14 protein-coding genes are annotated in these 19,435 nt (G+C 72.0%); 11 read left to right on the forward strand and 3 right to left on the reverse strand.

Going from position 1 to position 19,435, the window contains the following annotated elements; translation table 11 throughout:
* Nucleotides 1–259: 259 nt before the first annotated feature.
* The 6 genes from AB0C27_RS12435 (at nt 260) to AB0C27_RS12460 (ending at nt 8,942) form a co-directional block, all read left to right on the forward strand.
* On the forward strand, nt 260–2,776 hold the full coding sequence (locus AB0C27_RS12435; protein WP_357841947.1) for a glycoside hydrolase family 3 N-terminal domain-containing protein: 2,517 nt from the start codon (nt 260–262) through the stop codon (nt 2,774–2,776).
* A complete protein-coding gene (locus tag AB0C27_RS12440) occupies nt 2,760–3,782 on the forward strand; it encodes a substrate-binding domain-containing protein (RefSeq protein ID WP_357841950.1) in 1,023 nt (340 codons plus the stop codon). The genes AB0C27_RS12435 and AB0C27_RS12440 overlap by 17 nt, the downstream gene beginning before the upstream one ends.
* Nucleotides 3,783–3,911: 129 nt before the next feature.
* A complete protein-coding gene (locus AB0C27_RS12445; protein WP_357841953.1) occupies nt 3,912–4,979 on the forward strand; it encodes an FAD-dependent oxidoreductase in 1,068 nt (355 codons plus the stop codon).
* A gap of 243 nt (nt 4,980–5,222) precedes the next feature.
* Nucleotides 5,223–6,857 carry a protein kinase gene (locus AB0C27_RS12450; RefSeq protein ID WP_357841956.1) on the forward strand — a complete coding sequence of 545 codons (1,635 nt, stop codon included), beginning with the start codon at nt 5,223–5,225 and terminating at the stop codon, nt 6,855–6,857.
* A 113-nt stretch (nt 6,858–6,970) separates the two neighbouring features.
* Nucleotides 6,971–7,966, forward strand: coding sequence for a hypothetical protein (locus tag AB0C27_RS12455; RefSeq protein WP_357841959.1), 996 nt, complete (start codon nt 6,971–6,973; stop codon nt 7,964–7,966).
* Nucleotides 7,967–8,201: 235 nt separating this feature from the next.
* The gene (locus tag AB0C27_RS12460) at nt 8,202–8,942 is read left to right on the forward strand and encodes a dienelactone hydrolase family protein (RefSeq protein WP_357841962.1); all 741 of its coding nucleotides are present in this window, start codon (nt 8,202–8,204) and stop codon (nt 8,940–8,942) included.
* Between the two features lie 95 nt (nt 8,943–9,037).
* On the opposite strand, the gene AB0C27_RS12465 is transcribed toward AB0C27_RS12460, so the two are convergent.
* The 3 genes from AB0C27_RS12465 to AB0C27_RS12475 form a co-directional block, all read right to left on the reverse strand.
* Complete coding sequence (locus tag AB0C27_RS12465) at nt 9,038–9,514, reverse strand: hypothetical protein (protein WP_357841965.1); 477 nt, start codon at nt 9,512–9,514, stop codon at nt 9,038–9,040.
* 204 nt (nt 9,515–9,718) lie between these two features.
* On the reverse strand, nt 9,719–11,209 hold the full coding sequence (locus AB0C27_RS12470; RefSeq protein WP_357841967.1) for a sugar ABC transporter ATP-binding protein: 1,491 nt from the start codon (nt 11,207–11,209) through the stop codon (nt 9,719–9,721).
* An 89-nt stretch (nt 11,210–11,298) separates the two neighbouring features.
* The gene (locus tag AB0C27_RS12475; protein WP_357841970.1) at nt 11,299–12,099 is read right to left on the reverse strand and encodes a DeoR/GlpR family DNA-binding transcription regulator; all 801 of its coding nucleotides are present in this window, start codon (nt 12,097–12,099) and stop codon (nt 11,299–11,301) included.
* Between the two features lie 163 nt (nt 12,100–12,262).
* On the opposite strand from AB0C27_RS12475, the gene AB0C27_RS12480 reads away from it, so the two are divergent.
* Genes AB0C27_RS12480 through AB0C27_RS12500 form a run of 5 tightly spaced genes read left to right on the forward strand, consistent with a single transcriptional unit; the run spans nt 12,263 to nt 19,388 of the window.
* Nucleotides 12,263–14,800 (forward strand): PA14 domain-containing protein, encoded by a 2,538-nt coding sequence (locus tag AB0C27_RS12480; RefSeq protein ID WP_357841973.1) that lies wholly within the window; start codon nt 12,263–12,265, stop codon nt 14,798–14,800.
* Nucleotides 14,801–14,860: 60 nt separating this feature from the next.
* Entirely contained in the window at nt 14,861–15,928 is a 1,068-nt protein-coding gene (locus tag AB0C27_RS12485; protein ID WP_357841976.1) for an ABC transporter substrate-binding protein, read from the forward strand.
* Nucleotide 15,929: 1 nt separating this feature from the next.
* Nucleotides 15,930–17,477: a sugar ABC transporter ATP-binding protein gene (locus AB0C27_RS12490; RefSeq protein ID WP_357841979.1), complete on the forward strand. Its 1,548-nt coding sequence runs from the start codon at nt 15,930–15,932 to the stop codon at nt 17,475–17,477.
* Nucleotides 17,458–18,438, forward strand: a complete 981-nt coding sequence (locus AB0C27_RS12495) for an ABC transporter permease (protein WP_357841982.1) — start codon at nt 17,458–17,460, stop codon at nt 18,436–18,438. The genes AB0C27_RS12490 and AB0C27_RS12495 overlap by 20 nt, the downstream gene beginning before the upstream one ends.
* Nucleotides 18,435–19,388 (forward strand): ABC transporter permease, encoded by a 954-nt coding sequence (locus tag AB0C27_RS12500; protein WP_357841985.1) that lies wholly within the window; start codon nt 18,435–18,437, stop codon nt 19,386–19,388. The genes AB0C27_RS12495 and AB0C27_RS12500 overlap by 4 nt, the downstream gene beginning before the upstream one ends.
* Nucleotides 19,389–19,435: the final 47 nt, after the last annotated feature.

Raw genomic sequence — 19,435 nt, forward strand, 5'->3', positions numbered from 1 at the left:
CACCCCTCCTCGTGTCAGCTCATCGAAACATTTTCGACATGACCGCGGGGTTCGCCAATCTAGGTTTCGGCAATAAGGGTGTCAAGACCTTGTCGATCAAGAAAGCCCTGGAAATCCCGGCGAGCGCGTGTAAGGTACTTTCGCGCACGCCTTCAGCAGGCGCTTCGGATGATGAAGGTTCGGCGCGGCGGTCTGGTCACAGTCTCGAAACATTTCGAAAGTTTGCGACAGCGCCGCACCTCTTTAAGGAGTGCAGTAGATGACGGCTCTAGACCGGACCCCCACGGCGGACAGGGCCCTGCGCCCATGGCAGGACCCGGCGCTCGCCGTGGCCGACCGAGTCGACGCCCTTCTCACGGAGCTGACCCTTGAGGAGAAGATCGGCCAGCTCGGCAGCCGGTGGATCGGCAACGACATGCTGGAGCCCGATCAGGACCCCGCTCCCGCGGGGGGACCCGAGCCGGAGACGCTCAACGTGGCCCCGATGCAGGACGTGTTCGCCGCCTCAGGCACCGTCCCGCTCGACGAGGCCGTCCGCGACGGCCTGGGCCACCTCACCCGGGTCCACGGCAGCGTCCCGCTCACCGCCGCCCAGGGAGCGGCCGAGATCGTCCGGCTCCAGCGGGCCGTCGTCGAGGCGTCCAGGCTGGGCATCCCGGCGATCGTCCACGAGGAGTGCCTGACCGGCTTCACCGCCTACGGCGCCACCGTCTACCCCGCCGCCATCGCCTGGGCCGCCACGTTCGACCCCGGGCTGGTGCGGCGGATGGCCGCCGCCATCGGCCGCGACATGCGGGCCGTGGGCGTGCACCAGGGGCTGTCACCGGTGCTGGACGTGGTCCGCGACTACCGGTGGGGCCGGGTCGAGGAGACGATGGGGGAGGACCCCTACCTCGTCTCCACCCTTGGCGCCGCCTACGTGGGCGGGCTGGAGAGCGCCGGGATCATCGCCACGCTCAAACACTTCGCCGGCTACTCCGCCTCGCGCGCCGCCCGCAACCACGGCCCCGTGCCGATGGGCCGGCGCGAGCTGATGGACATGATCCTGCCGCCCTTCGAGGCGGCCATCGCGCTCGGCGGCGCCCGCTCGGTGATGAACTCCTACTCCGACGTCGACGGCGTCCCCGCCGGCGCCGACCCGTGGCTGCTGACCGAGGTGCTGCGCGAGGAGTGGGGGTTCACCGGCACCGTCGTCTCCGACTACTGGGCCGTCCCGTTCCTGGCCACCATGCACCACGTCGCCGCCGACCCCGCCGAGGCGGGCGTCCAAGCGCTCACCGCCGGCATCGACGTGGAGCTGCCCGACACGCTCGGCTTCGGCCGGCACCTGGCCGACCGGGTGCGCCGCGGCGAGCTGCCCGAGGCGCTGATCGACCGGGCCGTGCGCCGCCTGCTCACCCAGAAGGTCGAGCTCGGGCTGCTCGACCCCGATTGGACCCCCGAGGACTCGGTCGCCGGGGCCGCGGACGTGGACCTCGACTCGCCGGGCAACCGCGCCCTGGCCAGGGAGCTGGCCGAGCGGTCGATCATCCTGCTCGACGCCGGGACCGCCCTGCCGCTGCTCGGCGAGGGCCGTGCCGCGCCCCGCCGCGTCGCGGTCGTCGGGCCCGCCGCCCACGACCCGCGTACCTTCATGGGCTGCTACGCCTTCCCCAACCACGTCCTGCCCCGCCACCCCGGCCTCGGGCTCGGCCTCGACGCGCCGACCGTGCTCGACGCGCTCGCGCGCGAGCTGCCCGGCGCCGAGCTGCGCTACGAGCGGGGCTGCGACGTGCGCGGCGACGACCGTTCCGGCTTCGCCGCCGCGCTGGACGCCGCCCGCGAGGCCGACGTGTGCGTGGCCGTGGTGGGCGACCTGGCCGGCCTGTTCGGGCACGGCACCTCGGGCGAGGGCTGCGACGCCGAGGACCTGCGGCTGCCGGGCGCGCAGGCCGACCTGCTGGCCGAGCTGGCCGCCACCGGCACCCCGGTGGTCGTGGTCGTCGTCTCAGGGCGCCCGTACGCGCTGGGCGAGGTGCACGGATCGGCCGCCGGGCTCGTCCAGGCGTTCATGCCCGGCGAGGAGGGCGGGGCGGCCATCGCCGGCGTGCTGTCCGGCCGCGTCCAGCCGGTCGGCCGGCTGCCCGTGCAGATCCCGCGCGGCCCTGGCGGCCAGCCGGGCACCTACCTGCAGCCGCCGCTGGGCGCCGACAGCCACGGCATCAGCAACCTCGACCCGACGCCGCTGTTCCCCTTCGGCCACGGCGCCTCCTACACCACCTTCGAGCTGTCCGAGCTGCGGATCAGCGACGCCGAGGTGCCCACCGACGGGGAGTTCACCGTCTCGCTCGCCGTGCGCAACACCGGCGGCCGGGCCGGAGAGGAGGTCGTCCAGCTCTACCTGCGCGACGTCGTGGCCCAGGTCACCCGGCCGGTCCGGCAGCTCACCGGCTACGCCAGGGTCCGGCTGGAACCGGGGGAGAGCACGCGGGTGAGCTTCGCGGTGCACGCCGACCGCACCGCGTTCACCGGCCGCGACCTGCGCCGCGTCGTCGAGCCCGGCGAGATCGAGGTGCTCGCCGGCACCTCGGCGGCCGACCTGCCCTGCCGGGGCACGGTCCGGCTGACCGGGCCGGCCCGTCACGTCGGCCACGACCGGCGGCTCGTGACCACCGTCGAGATCGAGAACGAGAAGGGGAGGGCCGACGAAATCGGAAGAACGACCGACAGTGCGAACGGCAGGGCGAACGGCAGTGCGAATGGCAGGCAGGGGGGTGCCGATGCCGCCCAGTCCTAGACGGGCCACGCTGGCCACGGTGGCGGCCTCGGCGGGCGTGTCGGTCGCCACCGTCTCGAAGGTGCTGAACGGCCGCAGCGACGTCTCGCCCGCCACGCGGTCGCTGGTGCAGTCGCTGCTGCAGGAGCACGAGTACGTCGCGCCCGCGCCCCGCCGCGAGCCGCCCGGGCTGGCGACCGTCGAGGTGCAGTTCGACACCGACCTGAACGCGTACTCGACGGAGATCGTCCAGGGCGCGGTGGCCGCCGGCGCCGAGGAGGGCGTCGGGATCGTGGTCAGCATCAGGAGCGGCACCGAGCGCACCACGGCCTGGGCTCGCGAGCTGGTCGCGGCCGGTCGGCGCGCGCTGATCGCCGTCACCGGCGAGCTGACCGCCGGCCAGCCCGCCGCGCTGGCCAGGGCCCGGTTACCGCTCGTCCTCATCGATCCGCTCAACCTGCCGCGCACCCGGGTCACCAGCGTCGGCTCGACCAACTTCGCCGGTGGCCTGGCCGCCACCCAGCACCTGCTGTCCCTGGGGCATCGGCGCATCGCCTACATCGGCGGGCCGGCCGCCGCCGCGTGCAACCAGGCGCGGCTGCACGGCTACCGCGCCGCCATGGAGGCCGAGGGCACGCCCGTGCTGCCCGGATACGTGCGCTCCAGCCACTTCCGCTACCACGATGGAGTGGCGGGCGGGGCGGCGGTGCTCGACCTGCCGCGCGCCCCGACGGCGATCTTCGCGGGCAGCGACGAGATGGCCGTCGGGATCATGGAGGCCGCGCGGGCGCGCGGGCTGCGCATCCCCGAGGACCTCAGCATCGTGGGGTTCGACGACACCCAGATCGCCCAGGTGACCTCGCCGCCGCTGACCACCATCCGGCAGCCGCTGCGTGAGATGGGCGGGGTGGCGCTGCGCACGGCGCTGCGGCTGGCGGCGGGGGAGCGGATCGACTCCCATCATGTGGAGCTGGCGACGGAACTGGTCGTACGCGGCTCGACCGCCCCGGTGCCGCCGCGCTCCTGACGCCGCCCGCTTCCGGCCCCAGGGCCGCGGTCGGCGCGCTCGGGGCGGCGCCGGGCGCGGAGCCTGGCCCGCCCGGCGTTCCCGCGTCCGGGCGGGAAGAGGCGGCGGGGCGTCGCGGTTGCACCGACCGTGGAGCACAGCGGCGAGGTCGTGGTGATCGGCGCCGGGCAGGCGGGCCTGTCCAGCGCGTACTTCCTGCGCCGGTTCGGGTATGAGCCGGTCGTCCTCGACGCGGCCGACGGGCCGGGAGGGGCGTGGCGGCACCGCTCGCCCTCGCTGACCATGGACAAGGTGCACGGCGTCTTCGACCTGCCGGGCCTGCCCGGGGCTCCCGGGCCTGACGGCGGGCGTCCTGCCGCCGAGGAGGTCCCGGCCTACTACGCCGACTACGAGCGCAGGACCGGGCTGAACGTCGTGCGCCCCGTCAAGGTCAGTGCCGTGAGCGATCTGGACGGCACCCGGCTGCTGGTCGAGTCGGACGCGGGGCGGTGGGCCGCCCGCGCGGTCGTCAACGCCACCGGCACCTGGACGCGCCCGTACTGGCCCTACTACCCGGGCGCGGCCGATTTCGCGGGCCGGCAGCTCCACTACGCCGGCTACCGGGGGCCGGCGGAGTTCGCGGGGCGGCGCGTGATCGTGGTGGGCGGCGGGGCGTCGGCGATGCACGTGTTGTCCGAGATCGCCGGCGTGGCCGCCGCGACGGCCTGGGTCACCCGGCGGCCGCCCGTCTTCAGGGACGACGACTTCGGCGAGGAGGCCAGGCGGGAGGCCGTGGCCATGGTCGAGGAGCGCGTACGCGCCGGGCTGCCGCCGCAGAGCGTCGTCAGCGTGACGGGCCTGACCTACAGCGCCGTCGTGCGCGAGGCGCTGGAGAAGGGCGCGCTCGACCGGCTGCCGATGTTCGGGCGCATCGTGGCGGACGGGGTGGTCTGGGACGACGGCACGTACGTGGCCGCCGACACGATCGTCTGGGCCACCGGCTTCCGCTCGGCGCTCGACCACCTCGCCCCGCTCAAGCTGAGGGAGCCGGGCGGCGGCATCCGCGTGGACGGCACGCAGGTGATCAGGGAACCCCGGCTCCAGCTCGTCGGCTACGGCCCCTCGGCCAGCACCACCGGCGCCAACCGAGCCGGCCGCACGGCCGCCCGCAACGTCCGCGCCCTCCTGAGAGCCCGCCCCCTCACGCCGGCCGCCTGACCCCCGTCCGCTCAGGCATGCCGCCTTCCCGCCCGCTCAGGCCCGGTCATATGACCGCCGGTCGCTCGCCCCTCGGGCCCGCCCGCCTGACCCCGTCCCGCCGGCCCGGATCTCCTATGGATCATCGTGGGATACCGATTCCGACATGTCGGGCGTCACCCCCGCCGGAGGGGTCGACACACGCCGTGACGCGAGGATAACGTCCTGACATTAGGATCTTTATCCGGTCAGGAGGTCCCCATCATGGAGGTTCCCGGCTACACGGAGATCCGGGAACTCGGTCATGGCGGGACCGGCCGGGTCATGCTCGCCGTGCGCGACGCGGACGGGCTGCCGGTCGCGGTCAAGCACCTGTCCGCCCCGCTGCGCCAGGACCCCGACTTCGTGGCCCGCTTCCGCGGCGAGGCCCTGCTCATCAAGGAGATCGACAGCCCTCACACCGCCCGCGTGCTGGACTACCTCGAAGACGGCGACGACGCCGTCATCGTGATGGAGTTGGTCGACGGCGTCACGTTGCGGCGGCTGCTGGCGCACGAGGGCGCGACCGGCCCTGAGGCGGCGCTGGTGGTGCTCAAGGGCGCGCTGCTCGGGCTGGCGGAGGCGCACCGGCACGGGGTCGTGCACCGCGACTTCAAGCCGGAGAACGTGATGATCACGCAGGACGGCGACAGCAAGCTCGTCGACTTCGGCGTGGCCGCCCGCTTCGGGGAGAACGCCGAGCTGGCGGGCACGCCGCCGTACATGGCGCCCGAGCAGTGGGACGACGCCCCGGCCGGGGCCGCGACCGACGTGTACGCCGCCGCGCTGGTCTTCTACGAGTGCCTGACCGGCCACCGCGCCTTCAGCGGCGAGAACGTCGCCGCCCTCGCCTACCAGCACCAGCACGTGTCACCGCCGCTGGAGGACGTCGAGGAGCCGCTGCGCCCGCTGCTCGCGCACGGCCTGGCCAAGGACCCCGCGGCGCGGCCGGAGTCGGCGGAGGCGTTCCTGGTCAGGCTTGAGGAGACGGCGCGGGAGGCGTACGGGGAGGAATGGGAGCGGCGCGGACGGGCCGGGCTCGGGATCCTGCTCCTGCCGCTGGCCGCCCTGCTGCCCGACGCCGGAGCGGCGGCCTTCGGCGCGGAGAGCGGAGGCGGCGGGACGGCCACGAGCCTGACGCAGAGCACGCTCTCGCCCGCGGGCAAGCTCGCGATGACCGGCGGGCTGGTGGTGGCCACGGCGGCGGCCGTGGTGTCGGCGTTCGTGATCCTCGGGGACGGCCCGGGACCGGGGACCGGTGGTGCCCTCCCGCCCGCCGCGTCGGCCCCGGCGTCCACCGCCGCGCCTGCCGTACCGGAGTCCTCCGAGCCTGTGCCGACGGAACCGTCGGAGCCCGTCACCCCTGACATCACCCCCGGCCGCACCTCGGGTCCCGAGCCGGCGCCGTCCGACGCGCGCCCCGCCACGGGCGGGCCGGCCGCCACCCCGCCGCCGGCGACGTCCCGGCCCACCCGGCCGACCAGCAGGCCCACGCGGACGCGTACGAGCCGCCCCACCACGACGCGGGAGCCCACCCGCGAGCCGGAGCCGTCCAGACCGCCGGCGACGCCGCCACCTGACGACGATCCGCCCGGCACCGGCGACGAGCCGCCCGCGACGAACCCGCCCGACCTCGATCCTGAGCCGGCCGGTCGTGAGCCGCTGATCTCCCTGTCGGTCAGCGTGTCGCTCGGACTGCCCGTGCTCGGCGGCGAGGGCGACGGGCTGGTGGACGCCGACGTCGGGCTCGGCCTGGGCACCAGCTTGCTGGGAATCCTCGTGGTGCCCGGCTCCGTGCTGCTCGGACGGCAGATCGTGGTCCGCAGAACGCGCAAAGGACGCGATACCGGAAAATCGTGATTGCGTGCCAGGAGGGCTGATCCCCTACTATCGTGCGTCGAATAGAGGGCGGCCCCCGGACTGAATAGCTCGTGACCGGAACCTGCCCTGCGTGCTTCAGGGTAAGGAGAAGAGTGGCGGTTGCGTCCTCTGCCGACCGGCTGCGCGCCCCGGCCCGTACGACCCTCGCCTGTCTCACCCTGGCGCTGCTGCTCGCGGCGGTTCCGGTGCAGGCGGCCCCCAAACCCACCGCCAAGCAGCTGAAGAAGGAACTGGCCGAGCTGCAGAAGGACTCGGACAAGCTCATCGCCGACTACTACGAGAGCCGCATCGCCGGGCAGAAGGCGGAGAAGGCGGAGAAGGCGGCGCGCGAGAAGCTGTCCGCCGCCCAGGAGGTCTACGACCGCCAGTCCACCGAGCTGCGCGCCATGGCCATCGCCAAGTACATCGGCGGCGACCCCGGCACGGCCGACCTGCTGACCTCGGAGGGCGACCCGTCGGCGCTGCTCGCCCGGATGGCGCTGGCCCAGCACATGATCGACCTCCAGGACGCCAGGCTGAGCGGCTACGCCCGGGTCCGGGACGACCGCCGGCAGGCCGAGGAGGAGGCCGCCGCGCGTACCGAGGAACTCCGCGCGAGCACGGAGGAGCTGGAGAAGCGCAAGAAGAAGGCCGAGAAGCAGATCGAGAAGATCAAGGACCGGATCGACCTGCTCTACTCCGCCCCGGGGGTGCGCCGCCCCGACGGGACCTGGGTGCCGCAGCTGCCCGGCGGGACGGACAACGTCACCCCCCGGATGCGGCTGGTCAAGGAGCTCATCCAGCAGCGCTTCCAGGTGCCGTACGGGATCGGGTGCTACCGGGCGATCCAGGACGGCGGCGAGCATCCGCTCGGGCGTGCCTGCGACTTCATGCTGAGCCGCGGCGGCTCGTTCCCGTCGGGCGACGAGCAGAGACGCGGCGACGAGATCGCCGCCTGGGCGATCAAGAACGCCAAGCGGCTGGGCATCATGTACATCATCTACCGCCAGCGCATCTGGCACACCCGCACGGGCGGCTGGCGAACGATGTCCGACCGCGGCGGCACCACGGCCAACCACTACGACCATCCGCACATCTCGGTGTACTGAGGTACACGCGCCGGTCCGGGGGCGGTCGCGACGCTTCGCATACGGCGTTCCATCGGCGGTCGTGACACTTCGGACACGCCGGGCAAGGGTGCCACCCGCGTCCACAGGGGAGCGGGATACGGTGGGCGCGTCGGCACCGTGCTTGCCCGCCGACCCCCTGCGCCGCCTCGCCGCAGTCGCATGACGGCGGCGTACGGGCGAGCCCGATGAGTCCTCTTTTGCCATGGAGTGCGAAATGATGATCGAGATTCCCGTTCCCGACGGCACGGCGGAAGCCTGGCTGGCCCGTCCTGACGACTCCGCCGAGCACCCGGGCGTGCTGTTCATCATCGACGCCATCGGGCTGCGTCCCAGGATCCACGAGATGGCCGACCGGATCGCGAGCTGGGGTTACGTCGTGCTCGCGCCCAACATCTTCTACCGCGAGGGCACCGCCGCCGAGACGTCCCCGACGGGTGACCTGCGGCTGCCCGGAGAGCGGGAGAAGTTCTTCGCGACGATCGGGCCGCGGATCGGATCGCTGACGGCCGAGCGGGTGGCGGCCGACAACGCGAGTTACCTGGCCGCGCTGCGGGCCCAGGACGGCGTGTCCGCCGGGCCGGTGGGTGTGGTCGGCTACTGCATGGGGGCGCGGCTGGCCATCCAGGCGGCCGGCGCCCACCCCGAGGAGGTCGGCGCCGTCGGCGGCTTCCACGGCGGCGGCCTGGCCACCGACGCGCCCGACAGCCCGCACCTGAGCCTGGCCACGGCCCGCGCCGAGTTCGCCTTCGGCCACGCCGACAACGACGCGTCCATGGGCCCGGAGGCAGTGGAGCGGCTCGGACGGGCGCTGAAGGACGCCGGCCTGACGGCCGTCAACGAGGTGTACGCCGGAGCGCCGCACGGCTACTCGATGTCGGACACGTCGATGTACGACGAGGCCGCCTGCGAACGCCACTTCACCACCCTGCGCGCCCTCTTCGCCCGCACCCTCTGACCACCCTGGCCGCCTGCGTTGCTGACATAGGGCTAGGGCAGGGCCGCTGGTCGCGGTCTGGTCTCCGTCGGTTAAGGCGGGGCTCATGACCGGGCTCACGGCTGGGAGAGTTCGGTGTCGAGGTGGGTGAAGGTTGCGCCCTGGGTGGTGGCGCGGGCGCCGAGGACGTGGCCGTCGCACATCGTCGTCACCGTGCCGGCCCGGTCCGTGACCTTCCAGGTGACCCGCTCCTCGCAGGGGCGGCCGCGCCGGTCGCGTTCCCAGGTGCGGCCGCACACGCGGCAGGTCGTGACGTTGACGCTGTACGACAGGGTGTTGCCGTGCTCGGGGCAGACGCCCCACGGGATGCCGCACTTGCGCTCCAGCAGGGAGCGGATCCTGGCCAGGTCGTCGGCAGCGCGCTGGAGGTCCTCGCCGCCCCGGTCCAGCCAGCCGGCGGCGTGCAGCGCGGCTTGGAGGGGGTCGCGTTCGGCCGCCGCCGCAGGGGCGCCGTCGCACAGCGCCCGTACCTCGGTGGCCAGCGCCTCGGCGCGGGCGGCCAGGTCGCGCAGCTGCTGGGGACTGATGCTCATCACAGGCTCCCGTCCAGTCAGGGCCGACACGGCGGTGGGGGCGGGCCGGTCATGTCGGTGTCGGACCGTATGAGGTGATCTTATGCGCCCGCGACCTGCTCTGCGGCGGCCAGCCCGCCGGTCATGAGTCCAGTGCCGGTCTCGCTCCTTCCCGGGTCCCGTGCCGGTGCGGGGTCAGTCCTTGGTAGGGGCGTACCGGACGGGTCAGTCCTTGGCGAGGGCGGACAGGAGGCGGTCTTCGGTGACCTCGGGGCCGGTCAGTTGTTCGGTGATCGCACCGTCCCTGAGCACCACCACGCTGTCGCAGTTCTCCACCAGCTCGGACACGTCCGACGAGATCAGCAGGATGGCCAGGCCGTCCACGGCCAGTTCGTCCAGGAGGGCCTGCATCTCCAGCTTGGTCGCCACGTCCACCCCCCGTGTCGGCTCGTCCAGGAGCAGGACCTTGGGGTGCATGGCCAGCCACCGGGCCAGCAGCACCTTCTGCTGGTTGCCGCCCGACAGTTCGCCGGCCGGCTGCCTGGGGGAGACGGCCTTGATGCCCAGCCGGCGCATGAACGTGCCCACGATGTTGTCGACCTGCGCGTCCGACACGATCCCCGCCCTCGACAGCCGGGGCAGGGCGGCCAAAGCGATGTTGTCGCGTACGGACAGGGTGGGCACGATGCCCTCGGTCTTCCTGTTCTCCGGCACCAGCCCGACCCCGGCGCGTACGGCGCTCCTGATCGACCACTTGCGTGCGTGCGCCCCGGCCACGGTGACCTGGCCGGCGTCCACCGGAAGCACGCCGGCGATGGCGCGGGCCGTCTCGCTGCGGCCGGCGCCGAGCAGGCCGCCCAGCCCGACGACCTCGCCCGCCCGCATCTCCAGCGACACCCCGTCGAGGACGTGGTGGCGGGTCAGGCCCTTGGCCTCCAGGACCGGCTCGTCGCCGGGCACGCCGGGCTCGCCGTGCTGGACCGCGGGCTCCACGGGATGGAACGGCCGGCCCAGCATGAGCGAGACCAGCCGCAGCCGGTCGAGCCCGGCCAGCGGGCCCGTGTGCACGACCCGGCCCTCGCGCAGCACCGTGACGCGGTCGCAGATCCCGTACAGCTCCTCCAGGCGGTGGGTGACGTAGACGACCGAGCGGCCCTGCTCACGCAGCGTGGTCACGGCCGCGAACAGGGTCTCCAGCTCGGCGTGGTCGAGCGCCGTGGTGGGCTCGTCCATGATGACCAGGCGGGCGTCCGCCGAGGCGGCCCTGGCCAGGGCGACGATCTGGCGCGCCCCCTCGCCCAGCGACCCGAGCGGGCGGCGCACGTCCACGTCGAGCCCGTACGCGGCCAGCGTCTCCTCGGCGCGGGCGTGCACGGCCGCGGCGTCGATCAGCCCGAGCCGCCCCCGGGGTTCGCGGCCCAGCAGCAGATTGCGGGCCACGCTCATGGTCGGTACGAGGTTCGTCTCCTGGTGGATGGTGGCGATCCCGGCCCGCCTGGCGTCCGCGGGACCGGCGAACCTGACCGGCTCCCCGAGCAGGCGCAGCTCGCCCGCGTCCGGCTGGTGGACGCCGGACAGCACCTTGACCAGGGTCGACTTGCCGGCGCCGTTGCCGCCCACGAGGGCGTGCACCTCACCCGTGCGCACGGACATGGTGACGTGGTCGAGGGCGGTGACACCCTGGAACGCCTTGAGAACACCAGCGACCTGCAGCACGGTTGCCTCCGCCTCGATGGTGGTCGAGGTAGGAAACATTATAGTAACGGGCCTGTCACATTCGATCAGATCCGGGCGCAGAAAAAAGGTTAGATTTCGGCGACGTGCAGCCGGACGCCGCGCGCGCTCAGGTCGTCGAGCACGTCGCGGGGCGCGGCGTCGTCGGTGACCAGGTGGTCGATCCGGTCGGGCGCGACCGTCTGCACCATCGTGTCGACACCGATCTTGGTGTGGTCGGCCAGCACCACGACCTCTTCCGCCGCTCCGGCCAGCGCCCGGTCGACGCCGGCGACCTGCATGTTGGGCGTGGACAGGCCGCGCTCGGCGGTCAGGCCGTTGCCGGAGATGAAGGCCCTGCGCACGCGCAGCCCGGCCAGGGAGTGCTCGGCCGCGCTGCCGACCAGGGCCAGGATCGAGCCGCGCAGCGTGCCGCCGGTCAGCATCACCTCCACCCGCGGCGAGGTGGACAGCACCTGGGCGACCAGCAGCGAGTTGGTCACCACGGCGAGCTCGGCGTGCCTGGTCAGGCGGCGGGCGAACTCCTGCGTGGTGGTGCCGGGGCCGATCACGATGGCGTCGCCGTCCTCGACGAGGGCGCCGGCCAGGTCGGCGATGGCGGCCTTCTCGGCCGACTCCAGCGACACCTTCTGGGTGTAGCCGGCCTCGCGGGACAGCTCGCCCGGCAGCGTCGCGCCGCCGTGGTGGCGGTTGAGCAGGCCCTCCGACTCCAGCGCGCGCAGGTCGCGGCGGACGGTCACCTCGGAGGAGTGGACGGCCTGGGCCAGCTCCCGCAGCGACACCGCGCCGTTCGCGCGCACCAGTTCGATGATGCGCTGCCGGCGTTCAGCGGCGAACACGGGCCTGCGTCCGTCACTCTGCGTGTCGCTCACGTCCCGATCATAGTCGACGGGCCAAGTGAAGTTCACCTCTGACCGAACGCGAACGAATTTGATCGGAAATCTTGACCGGCTCGGTCCGCTGGTGCTTACTTTGGAGCGTGTCAGGGTCAAAAGCTGTCCGAACCTGATCGGCGCCTTCCGAAAGGAACCCCCCGTGCGTAAGCGCCTCACGTTGCTGCTGTCCGTGCTGATGTGCTTGTTATGGCAGATGCCGGCCCCCGCCTCAGCCGGCTCCGCGGCCCTCCCCGAGCGGAACGGGCTGCGCGGCGACTACTACCTCGCCTCGGCGGCGGGCCAGTTCGACTTCGCCGAACTCAAGGCGAGCATCATCGACCCCAACCTCGAGATGCCCGACCTCAACCCGACGTTCAACCTGCTGACCGGCAGGGAGGACGACGTCACCGTCAGGTGGACCGGGCAGATCACCCCGAAGTACTCCGAGACCTACACCTTCTCCATCATCGGCGACAACGGCTTCCGCCTCTGGGTGGACGGGCAGCCGGTCATCGACCACTGGGTGGACGACTGGGACCTGGAGCAGACCGGCACCCCGATCGCCCTGGAGGCGGGCAGGAAGTACGACGTCAAGGTCGAGTACTTCGAGCACTACGGCGGCGCCAACCTGCGCCTGCGCTGGCAGAGCCCGAGCCAGCCGAAGGCCATCGTGCCGACGGAGGCGTTCACCGTGCCGGCCGACTTCCAGCCGGACGGCCCGTACGACGCCAGGCTGAACGCGGCCGGCGACGTCGCGACGCTCACCTACGCCAAGCCCCTGGCCCCGCTGCCCGCCGACGCGGCCGCGAAGCTCGGATTCACGGTCGGCGCGGCCGCCTGGCCCGTCACCTCAGCAATCCAGAAAAGTCCGGAAGTAGTAGAGCTGAAGCTGAAATATCCGGTCCCGTCGAAGGCCGGCAGCACCGTCCGCACCTCCTACGACGGCAACGGCGGCATCACCTACGCCGACGGCACCCCGCTGGCCGCCTACCCCTTCGCGCACGTGGTCAACGTCTCCACCTACGTGCTCAAGACGAGGTGGGCCGACGACGTCAACCCGGCGAACCCGCTGCCCGAGTACCCCAGGCCGCAGCTCGTCAGGGACCGCTGGCGCAGCCTCAACGGCACCTGGGAGTTCGCCCCGGCCAAGGAGGGCGAGGCGGCGCCGTTCGGCAGGAGGCTGGCCGAGCGCATCGTGGTCCCGTACCCGGTGGAGTCGCAGCTGTCCGGCATCGGCCGGCACGAGGAGCGCATGTGGTACCGCCGCACGTTCGAGGTGCCCCGCTCCTGGAAGGGTGAGCGGCTGCTGCTGCACCTCGACGCCGTCGACTGGGACGCGACGATCTACGTCAACGGCAAGCAGGTGACCACCCACAAGGGCGGCTACGGCCGGATCAGCGTGGACGTGACCGGCGCGCTCAAGCGCTCGGGCCCGCAGGAGCTCGTCGTCGGCGTGTACGACCCCACCGACGAGGGCGCCCAGGCCATCGGCAAGCAGCGGCTCAACCCGAGCGGCATCTGGTACACCGCCGTGTCCGGCATCTGGCAGACCGTCTGGATCGAGCCGGTCGCCAAGGACCGCATCGACCGCGTGGACACCACCCCCGACCTGCGCGGCCAGGCCCTGTACGTCACCGTCCACGGCTCGAAGGGCACCGCCACCGTCACCGCCAGGGACGGCCGCAGGGTCGTCGCCACCGTACGCGGCCCGATCGGCAAGGAGCTGCGCCTGCCGGTGCGCAACCCCAAGCTGTGGTCCCCCGACAACCCGCACCTGTACGACCTGGAGGTCAAACTCAAGTCGGACAGGGCGGAGGACAGGGTGGAGTCGTACTTCGGGATGCGCTCCATCACGCTCTCCGGCAACCGTATGCTGCTCAACGGGCAGCCGGTCTTCCAGATCGGCCCGCTCGACCAGGGCTTCTGGCCGGACGGCATCTACACCCCGCCCACCGACAGGGCCCTGCGCTACGACCTTGAGCAGACCAAGGCCCTCGGCTTCAACGCCGTGCGCAAGCACGTCAAGGTGGAGTCCGACCGCTGGTACCACTACGCCGACAAGCTCGGCCTGCTGGTCTGGCAGGACATGCCCTCCGCCTTCCGCACCACCGACAGGCCGCAGTTCGAGGCCGAGCTGCGCGAGCTGGTGGACCAGCACCGCAGCAGCCCGTCGATCGTGATGTGGGTGCCGTTCAACGAGGGCTGGGGCCAGTACGACCAGGCCCGCGTGGCCGACCTGGTCAAGAGCTGGGACCCGAGCCGCCTGGTGAACAACATGAGCGGCGTCAACTGCTGCGGCGCGGTCGACGGCGGCAACGGCGACGTCAAGGACTTCCACATCTACCCGGGCCCCGGCAACCCCGGCAAGCCCTCCGGCACCAGGGCGAACGTCATCGGCGAGTACGGCGGCCTGGCCCTGCCCGTGGTCGGCCACACCTGGTCCGGCGGCGGCTGGGGCTACGCGGTCGAGCCCGACCCCGAGGCCCTGACCAACCGTTACGTGAACATGGTCGAGGAACTGGAGCGGCTGCACGCCTGCGAGCAGCTCAGCGCCGCGATCTACACCCAGACGACCGACGTCGAGACCGAGATCAACGGCCTCATGACGTACGACAGGGCGATCACCAAGCCCGACGTCAAGCGTGTCCACGACGCCCACAAGGCGCTGACGGGCGCGATCAACCCCACCTGCACCTGAACCACCGGCGCCCGGGCCCGCTGCGGCCCGGGCGCCGCACCTGATAAGAAAGGATCCGCGATGACCCCCCATCTCCGGACAGCCACGCTGGCCCTGGCCGTGCTCCTCACCGCGGCCGGCTGCGCCAAGGCCGAGGAGCCGCAGAACGCGCCCGCCGCCGCCAGCTCGGCCGGCCAGCAGGTCGTCCAGACGCCTTCGGGCACGGCCGGCCCGACGTGCACGCTGGAGCAGTTCGGCGGCACGAAGTTCGACCTCAAGACGGCCACGGTGGGCTTCTCCCAGTCGGAGAAGGAGGCCAACCCGTTCCGCATCGCGGAGACCAAGTCGATCAAGGACGAGGCCGAAAAGCTCGGCATCACCAACCTCAAGGTCACCAACGCCCAGTCGCAGTTCTCCAAGCAGATCACCGACGTGCAGCAGCTCATCGCGCAGGGCGTGCAGCTGCTGGTCATCGCGCCGCTCAACTCCGACGGCTGGGAGCCGGTGCTCCAGCAGGCCGCCGCGAAGAAGATCCCCATCATCACGGTCGACCGCAAGATCAACGCCAAGGCGTGCAGCGACTACCTGACCTTCATCGGCTCCGACTTCTACGAGCAGGGCAAGCGCGCCGCCGACCGCATGATCGACGCCCTGGGTGGCAAGGGCAAGGTCGCCATCCTGCTCGGCGCCCCGGGCAACAACGTCACCACCGAGCGCACGAACGGCTTCAAGGACCGCGTCAAGGAGAAGGCCCCCGAGATCACGATCTCGTTCGAGCAGACCGGTGAGTTCGCCCGTGAGAAGGGACAGCAGGTCACTGAGCAGCTCATCCAGTCCAACCCCGACATCAACGGCATCTACGCCGAGAACGACGAGATGGCGCTGGGCGCGGTCACCGCGCTGAAGGGCGCGGGCAAGGAGCCGGGCGACATCAAGATCGTCTCGGTGGACGGCACCCGCAGCGCCGTCCAGGGCATCGCCGACGGCTGGCTGCACGCGGTCATCGAGTCCAACCCGCGCTTCGGCCCGCTCGCCTTCGAGACCGCCCAGAAGTTCCTGAACGGCGACGCCATCCCCGACAAGGTGATCATCTCCGACCGCGACTACGACACGGGCAACGCCAAGGACTCCCTCGGTGAGGCGTACTGAGTTGGAAGCTGTTCTCGAGGCAAGAGGCGTCAGCAAACGCTTCCCCGGCGTGCTCGCCCTCGACGGTGTGTCCCTCGCCCTGCGTCCGGGCGAGGTGCACGCGCTCGTCGGCGAGAACGGCGCGGGCAAGTCCACCCTGATCAAGGTCTTCACCGGCGTGTACCAGCCGGACGGGGGCGAGCTGCGCTACCAGGGAGGGCCCGCCGCCTTCGGCACCCCCCTGGAGGCGCAGCGCGCCGGGATCTCCACCATCTACCAGGAGGTCAACCTCGTCCCCATGATGTCGGTGGCCCGCAACCTGCTGCTCGGCCGCGAGCCGCGCGGCAGGTTCGGGGTGATCGACGCGGCCGCCATGTACGGCGAGGCCGAACGCGTCCTGTCCGGCTACGGCGTGGACACCGACGTGCGCCGCCCGCTGCGCACCCTCGGCGTCGGCGCGCAGCAGATGGTCGCGCTCGCCCGCGCCGTGTCGGTGGACGCCAGGGTCGTCATCATGGACGAGCCCACGTCCTCCCTGGAGCCGCGCGAGGTCGAGACCCTGTTCGGGGTGATCAGGCGGCTGCGCGACAGCGGCATCGCCGTCATGTACGTCAGCCACCGCCTCGACGAGCTCTACCGCGTCTGCGACCAGGTGACCGTGCTGCGCGACGGACGCCTCGCGCACACCGGGCCGATGGCGGAGCTGGAACGGCTCAAGCTCATCTCGCTGATGCTCGGCCGCGACCAGAACGAGGTCCGCACCGCGGGCCTGACCAGCTTCTCCCGCGACCACGCCGAAGGAGACGCGCAGGGATCGGGCAACGGCGCTCCCGTGGTGGAGGCCAGGGGACTGACCCGGCGGCACGTGCTCGACCGGGTGGACGTGAGCGTCAAACCGGGCGAGGTCGTCGGCCTCGGCGGGCTGCTGGGCGCGGGCCGTACCGAGACCGCCAAGGCCATCGTCGGCGCGCTGCCGCTGGACGGCGGGCAGGTGCTCGTGGCCGGCGCGCCGCTGCGGGCCGGCTCCACCTCGGCCGCGATCAGGGCGGGCGTCAGCCTGCTGCCCGAGGACCGCAAGGCCGAGGGCATCATCCCCACCCTGTCCGTGCGCGAGAACATCGCCCTGGCCGCCCTGCCCTCCATGGGCCGGGCGGGCGTGGTGTCCGAGGCGAAGATCGACCGGATCGTCGAGATCTTCATGCGGAGGCTGAGGATCAAGGCCGCCTCGCCGCACCAGCTCGTCTCCGAGCTGTCCGGCGGCAACCAGCAGAAGGTGCTGCTGGCCCGCTGGCTCGCCGTACGGCCCAAGGTGCTGCTGCTGGACGAGCCCACCCGGGGCATCGACGTCGGCGCCAAGGCCGAGGTGCAGGCGCTGATCGACGAGCTGGCGCGGGAAGGGCTCGGCGTGCTGCTGATCTCCTCCGACCTGGAGGAGCTGGTCGAGGGGGCCGACAGGATCCTCGTGCTGCGCGAGGGCGCGGTCGTCGGGGAGCTGTCGGGTGACGAGGTGACCGAGGAGAGAATCATGGCGACGATCGCGGAGCAGTCCGATGGCCGAGCTGACGCATGACCGGGGCGGCCCGCGAGGCCGCGTCGCCGTGCTCAAGCCGCAGGTGTTCGCCTGGGTGCAGGACTACGGCGTGTACGCCGCCGTACTGGCGCTGCTGCTGTTCAACGTGCTGTTCACCCCCCACTTCCTCGACGCCTCCAACTTCCGCACCCAGCTCGTCCAGGTCACCCCGATCGTCATCGTCTCGCTCGGCATGGCGCTGGTGATCGGCACCCAGGGCATCGACCTGTCGGTCGGCTCGGTGATGGCGCTGGCCGCCGCGCTCGTCGTGCTCTACCTCGGGTACGGCTGGCTGCCCGCCCTCGTCGTGGCCCTGATCGGCGGCGCGGTCGTCGGGGCCGCCGGGGGAGCGCTGGTCGCCTACGTCGGGGTGCAGCCGATCGTGGCGACACTGGCGCTGCTGGTCGGCGTCCGCGGCCTGGCCAACGTGCTGGTGCCGCAGCTGGTCGAGTTCCGCAACCCCGACCTGATCGCGCTCGGCAGCAGCTCCGTGGCCGGCATCCCGGTGATCGTGATCATCGCGGCGGCGCTGACCGTGATCGTGCTGTTCGTGGTGCGGCGCACCACCTTCGGCCGGCAGGTGGTCGCCATCGGCGGCAACCGCTCGGCCAGCGAGCTGTCCGGCCTGCCGGTCAAGCGCGTGCTGCTGATCGTGTACGTGATCTCCGGCCTGCTCGCCGCCCTGGCCGGCGTACTGGCCACCGCCCGGCTGCAGGCCAGCGACCCGACCTCGCTCGGCATGTTCATCGAACTGTCGGCGATCACCGCCGTCGTCGTCGGCGGCACCCCGCTGACCGGCGGCCGGATCAGGGTGCTCAGCACGGTCATGGGCGCGCTGCTCATGCAACTCCTCGCGGCCACGCTGATCAAGCACAACCTGCCGCAGTCGTGGACCCAGATGGTCCAGGCGGTCATCATCCTGGCCGCCGTCTACGCCACCAGGAAGCGGGAGACCCGATGAACCGCGAGCAGCTCAGCCGGACGCTGCAGCAGCACGGCGCCGTCATGGTGCTGGGCACGCTGGTGATCGTGGGCAGCCTGGCCTTCGACTCCTTCGCCACGCCGGCGAACGCGGCCAGCGTGGTCGTCTCCTCCTCGTTCCTCGCGATCATCGCGATCGGCATGACGTTCGTGATCATCAGCGGCGGGATCGACCTGTCCGTGGGGTCGCTGTTCGTCCTCGGCGGGGTGCTGGCGGCGTACGGGTCGCAGTACGGCATGCTCGTCGCGCTGCTGCTGCCGCTGGCGGTGTGCGGGGTCGTGGGCCTGCTCCAGGGCCTGGTGATCGCGCGGACCGGCATGGCCCCGTTCATCGTGACCCTGGCCGGGCTGCTCGGGGTGCGCGGCCTGATGCTGGCGATCTCGGACGAGGGCGCGACCACGTACCTGGTCAAGGACCGCGCCTTCGCCGCGCTCGGCCAGGGCGAGATCCTGGGCCTGTCCTACCCCGTCTACATCACCGCCGCCCTCGCCCTGGCCGCGATGGTGCTGCTCCAGCGCACCGGCTTCGGCCAGAACGTCTACGCCATCGGCGGCAACGAGCAGGCCGCCGCCCTGATGGGCGTCCCGGTCGCCCGGACCAAGGTGTACGTGTACGTCATGTCCGGCCTGCTGGCCGGCCTCGCGGGCGCGCTGAACGCCGCCCGGCTCTCCTCCGGGGTGACGATCCTCGGCATCGGCCTCGAACTGGACGCCATCGCCGCCGTGGTCATCGGCGGCACCCTGCTGACCGGCGGCGCCGGCGGCATCACGGGGTCGGTGGCGGGCGTGCTGCTGCTCGGTGTCATCCAGAGCCTGATCAACCAGGTCGGCAACCTGACGTCGGCGTTCCAGCAGGTGGTCAGCGGGCTGTTCCTGGCGCTCGTGGTGGTGGCGCAACGGCTGCTGAGCAAGGCGCAGCGGCTGACCTGAGCCTCCGGTGTCCCCGGCCCCTCCCGGGGACACCGGATCGTGACGGC

The organism is Nonomuraea sp. NPDC048882 (assembly GCF_040649755.1).
GTDB lineage: Bacteria > Actinomycetota > Actinomycetes > Streptosporangiales > Streptosporangiaceae > Nonomuraea > Nonomuraea maheshkhaliensis.

Excerpts from the sequence above, each read along its gene's own strand:
- AB0C27_RS12440 (WP_357841950.1), top strand. The coding sequence starts at position 2,760 with ATGCCGCCCAGTCCTAGACGGGCCACGCTGGCCACGGTGGCGGCCTCG.
- AB0C27_RS12435 (WP_357841947.1), top strand. The coding sequence starts at position 260 with ATGACGGCTCTAGACCGGACCCCCACGGCGGACAGGGCCCTGCGCCCA.
- AB0C27_RS12500 (WP_357841985.1), top strand. The coding sequence starts at position 18,435 with ATGAACCGCGAGCAGCTCAGCCGGACGCTGCAGCAGCACGGCGCCGTC.
- AB0C27_RS12450 (WP_357841956.1), top strand. The coding sequence starts at position 5,223 with ATGGAGGTTCCCGGCTACACGGAGATCCGGGAACTCGGTCATGGCGGG.
- AB0C27_RS12495 (WP_357841982.1), top strand. The coding sequence starts at position 17,458 with ATGGCCGAGCTGACGCATGACCGGGGCGGCCCGCGAGGCCGCGTCGCC.
- AB0C27_RS12460 (WP_357841962.1), top strand. The coding sequence starts at position 8,202 with ATGATGATCGAGATTCCCGTTCCCGACGGCACGGCGGAAGCCTGGCTG.
- AB0C27_RS12485 (WP_357841976.1), top strand. The coding sequence starts at position 14,861 with ATGACCCCCCATCTCCGGACAGCCACGCTGGCCCTGGCCGTGCTCCTC.
- AB0C27_RS12465 (WP_357841965.1), bottom strand. The coding sequence starts at position 9,514 with ATGAGCATCAGTCCCCAGCAGCTGCGCGACCTGGCCGCCCGCGCCGAG.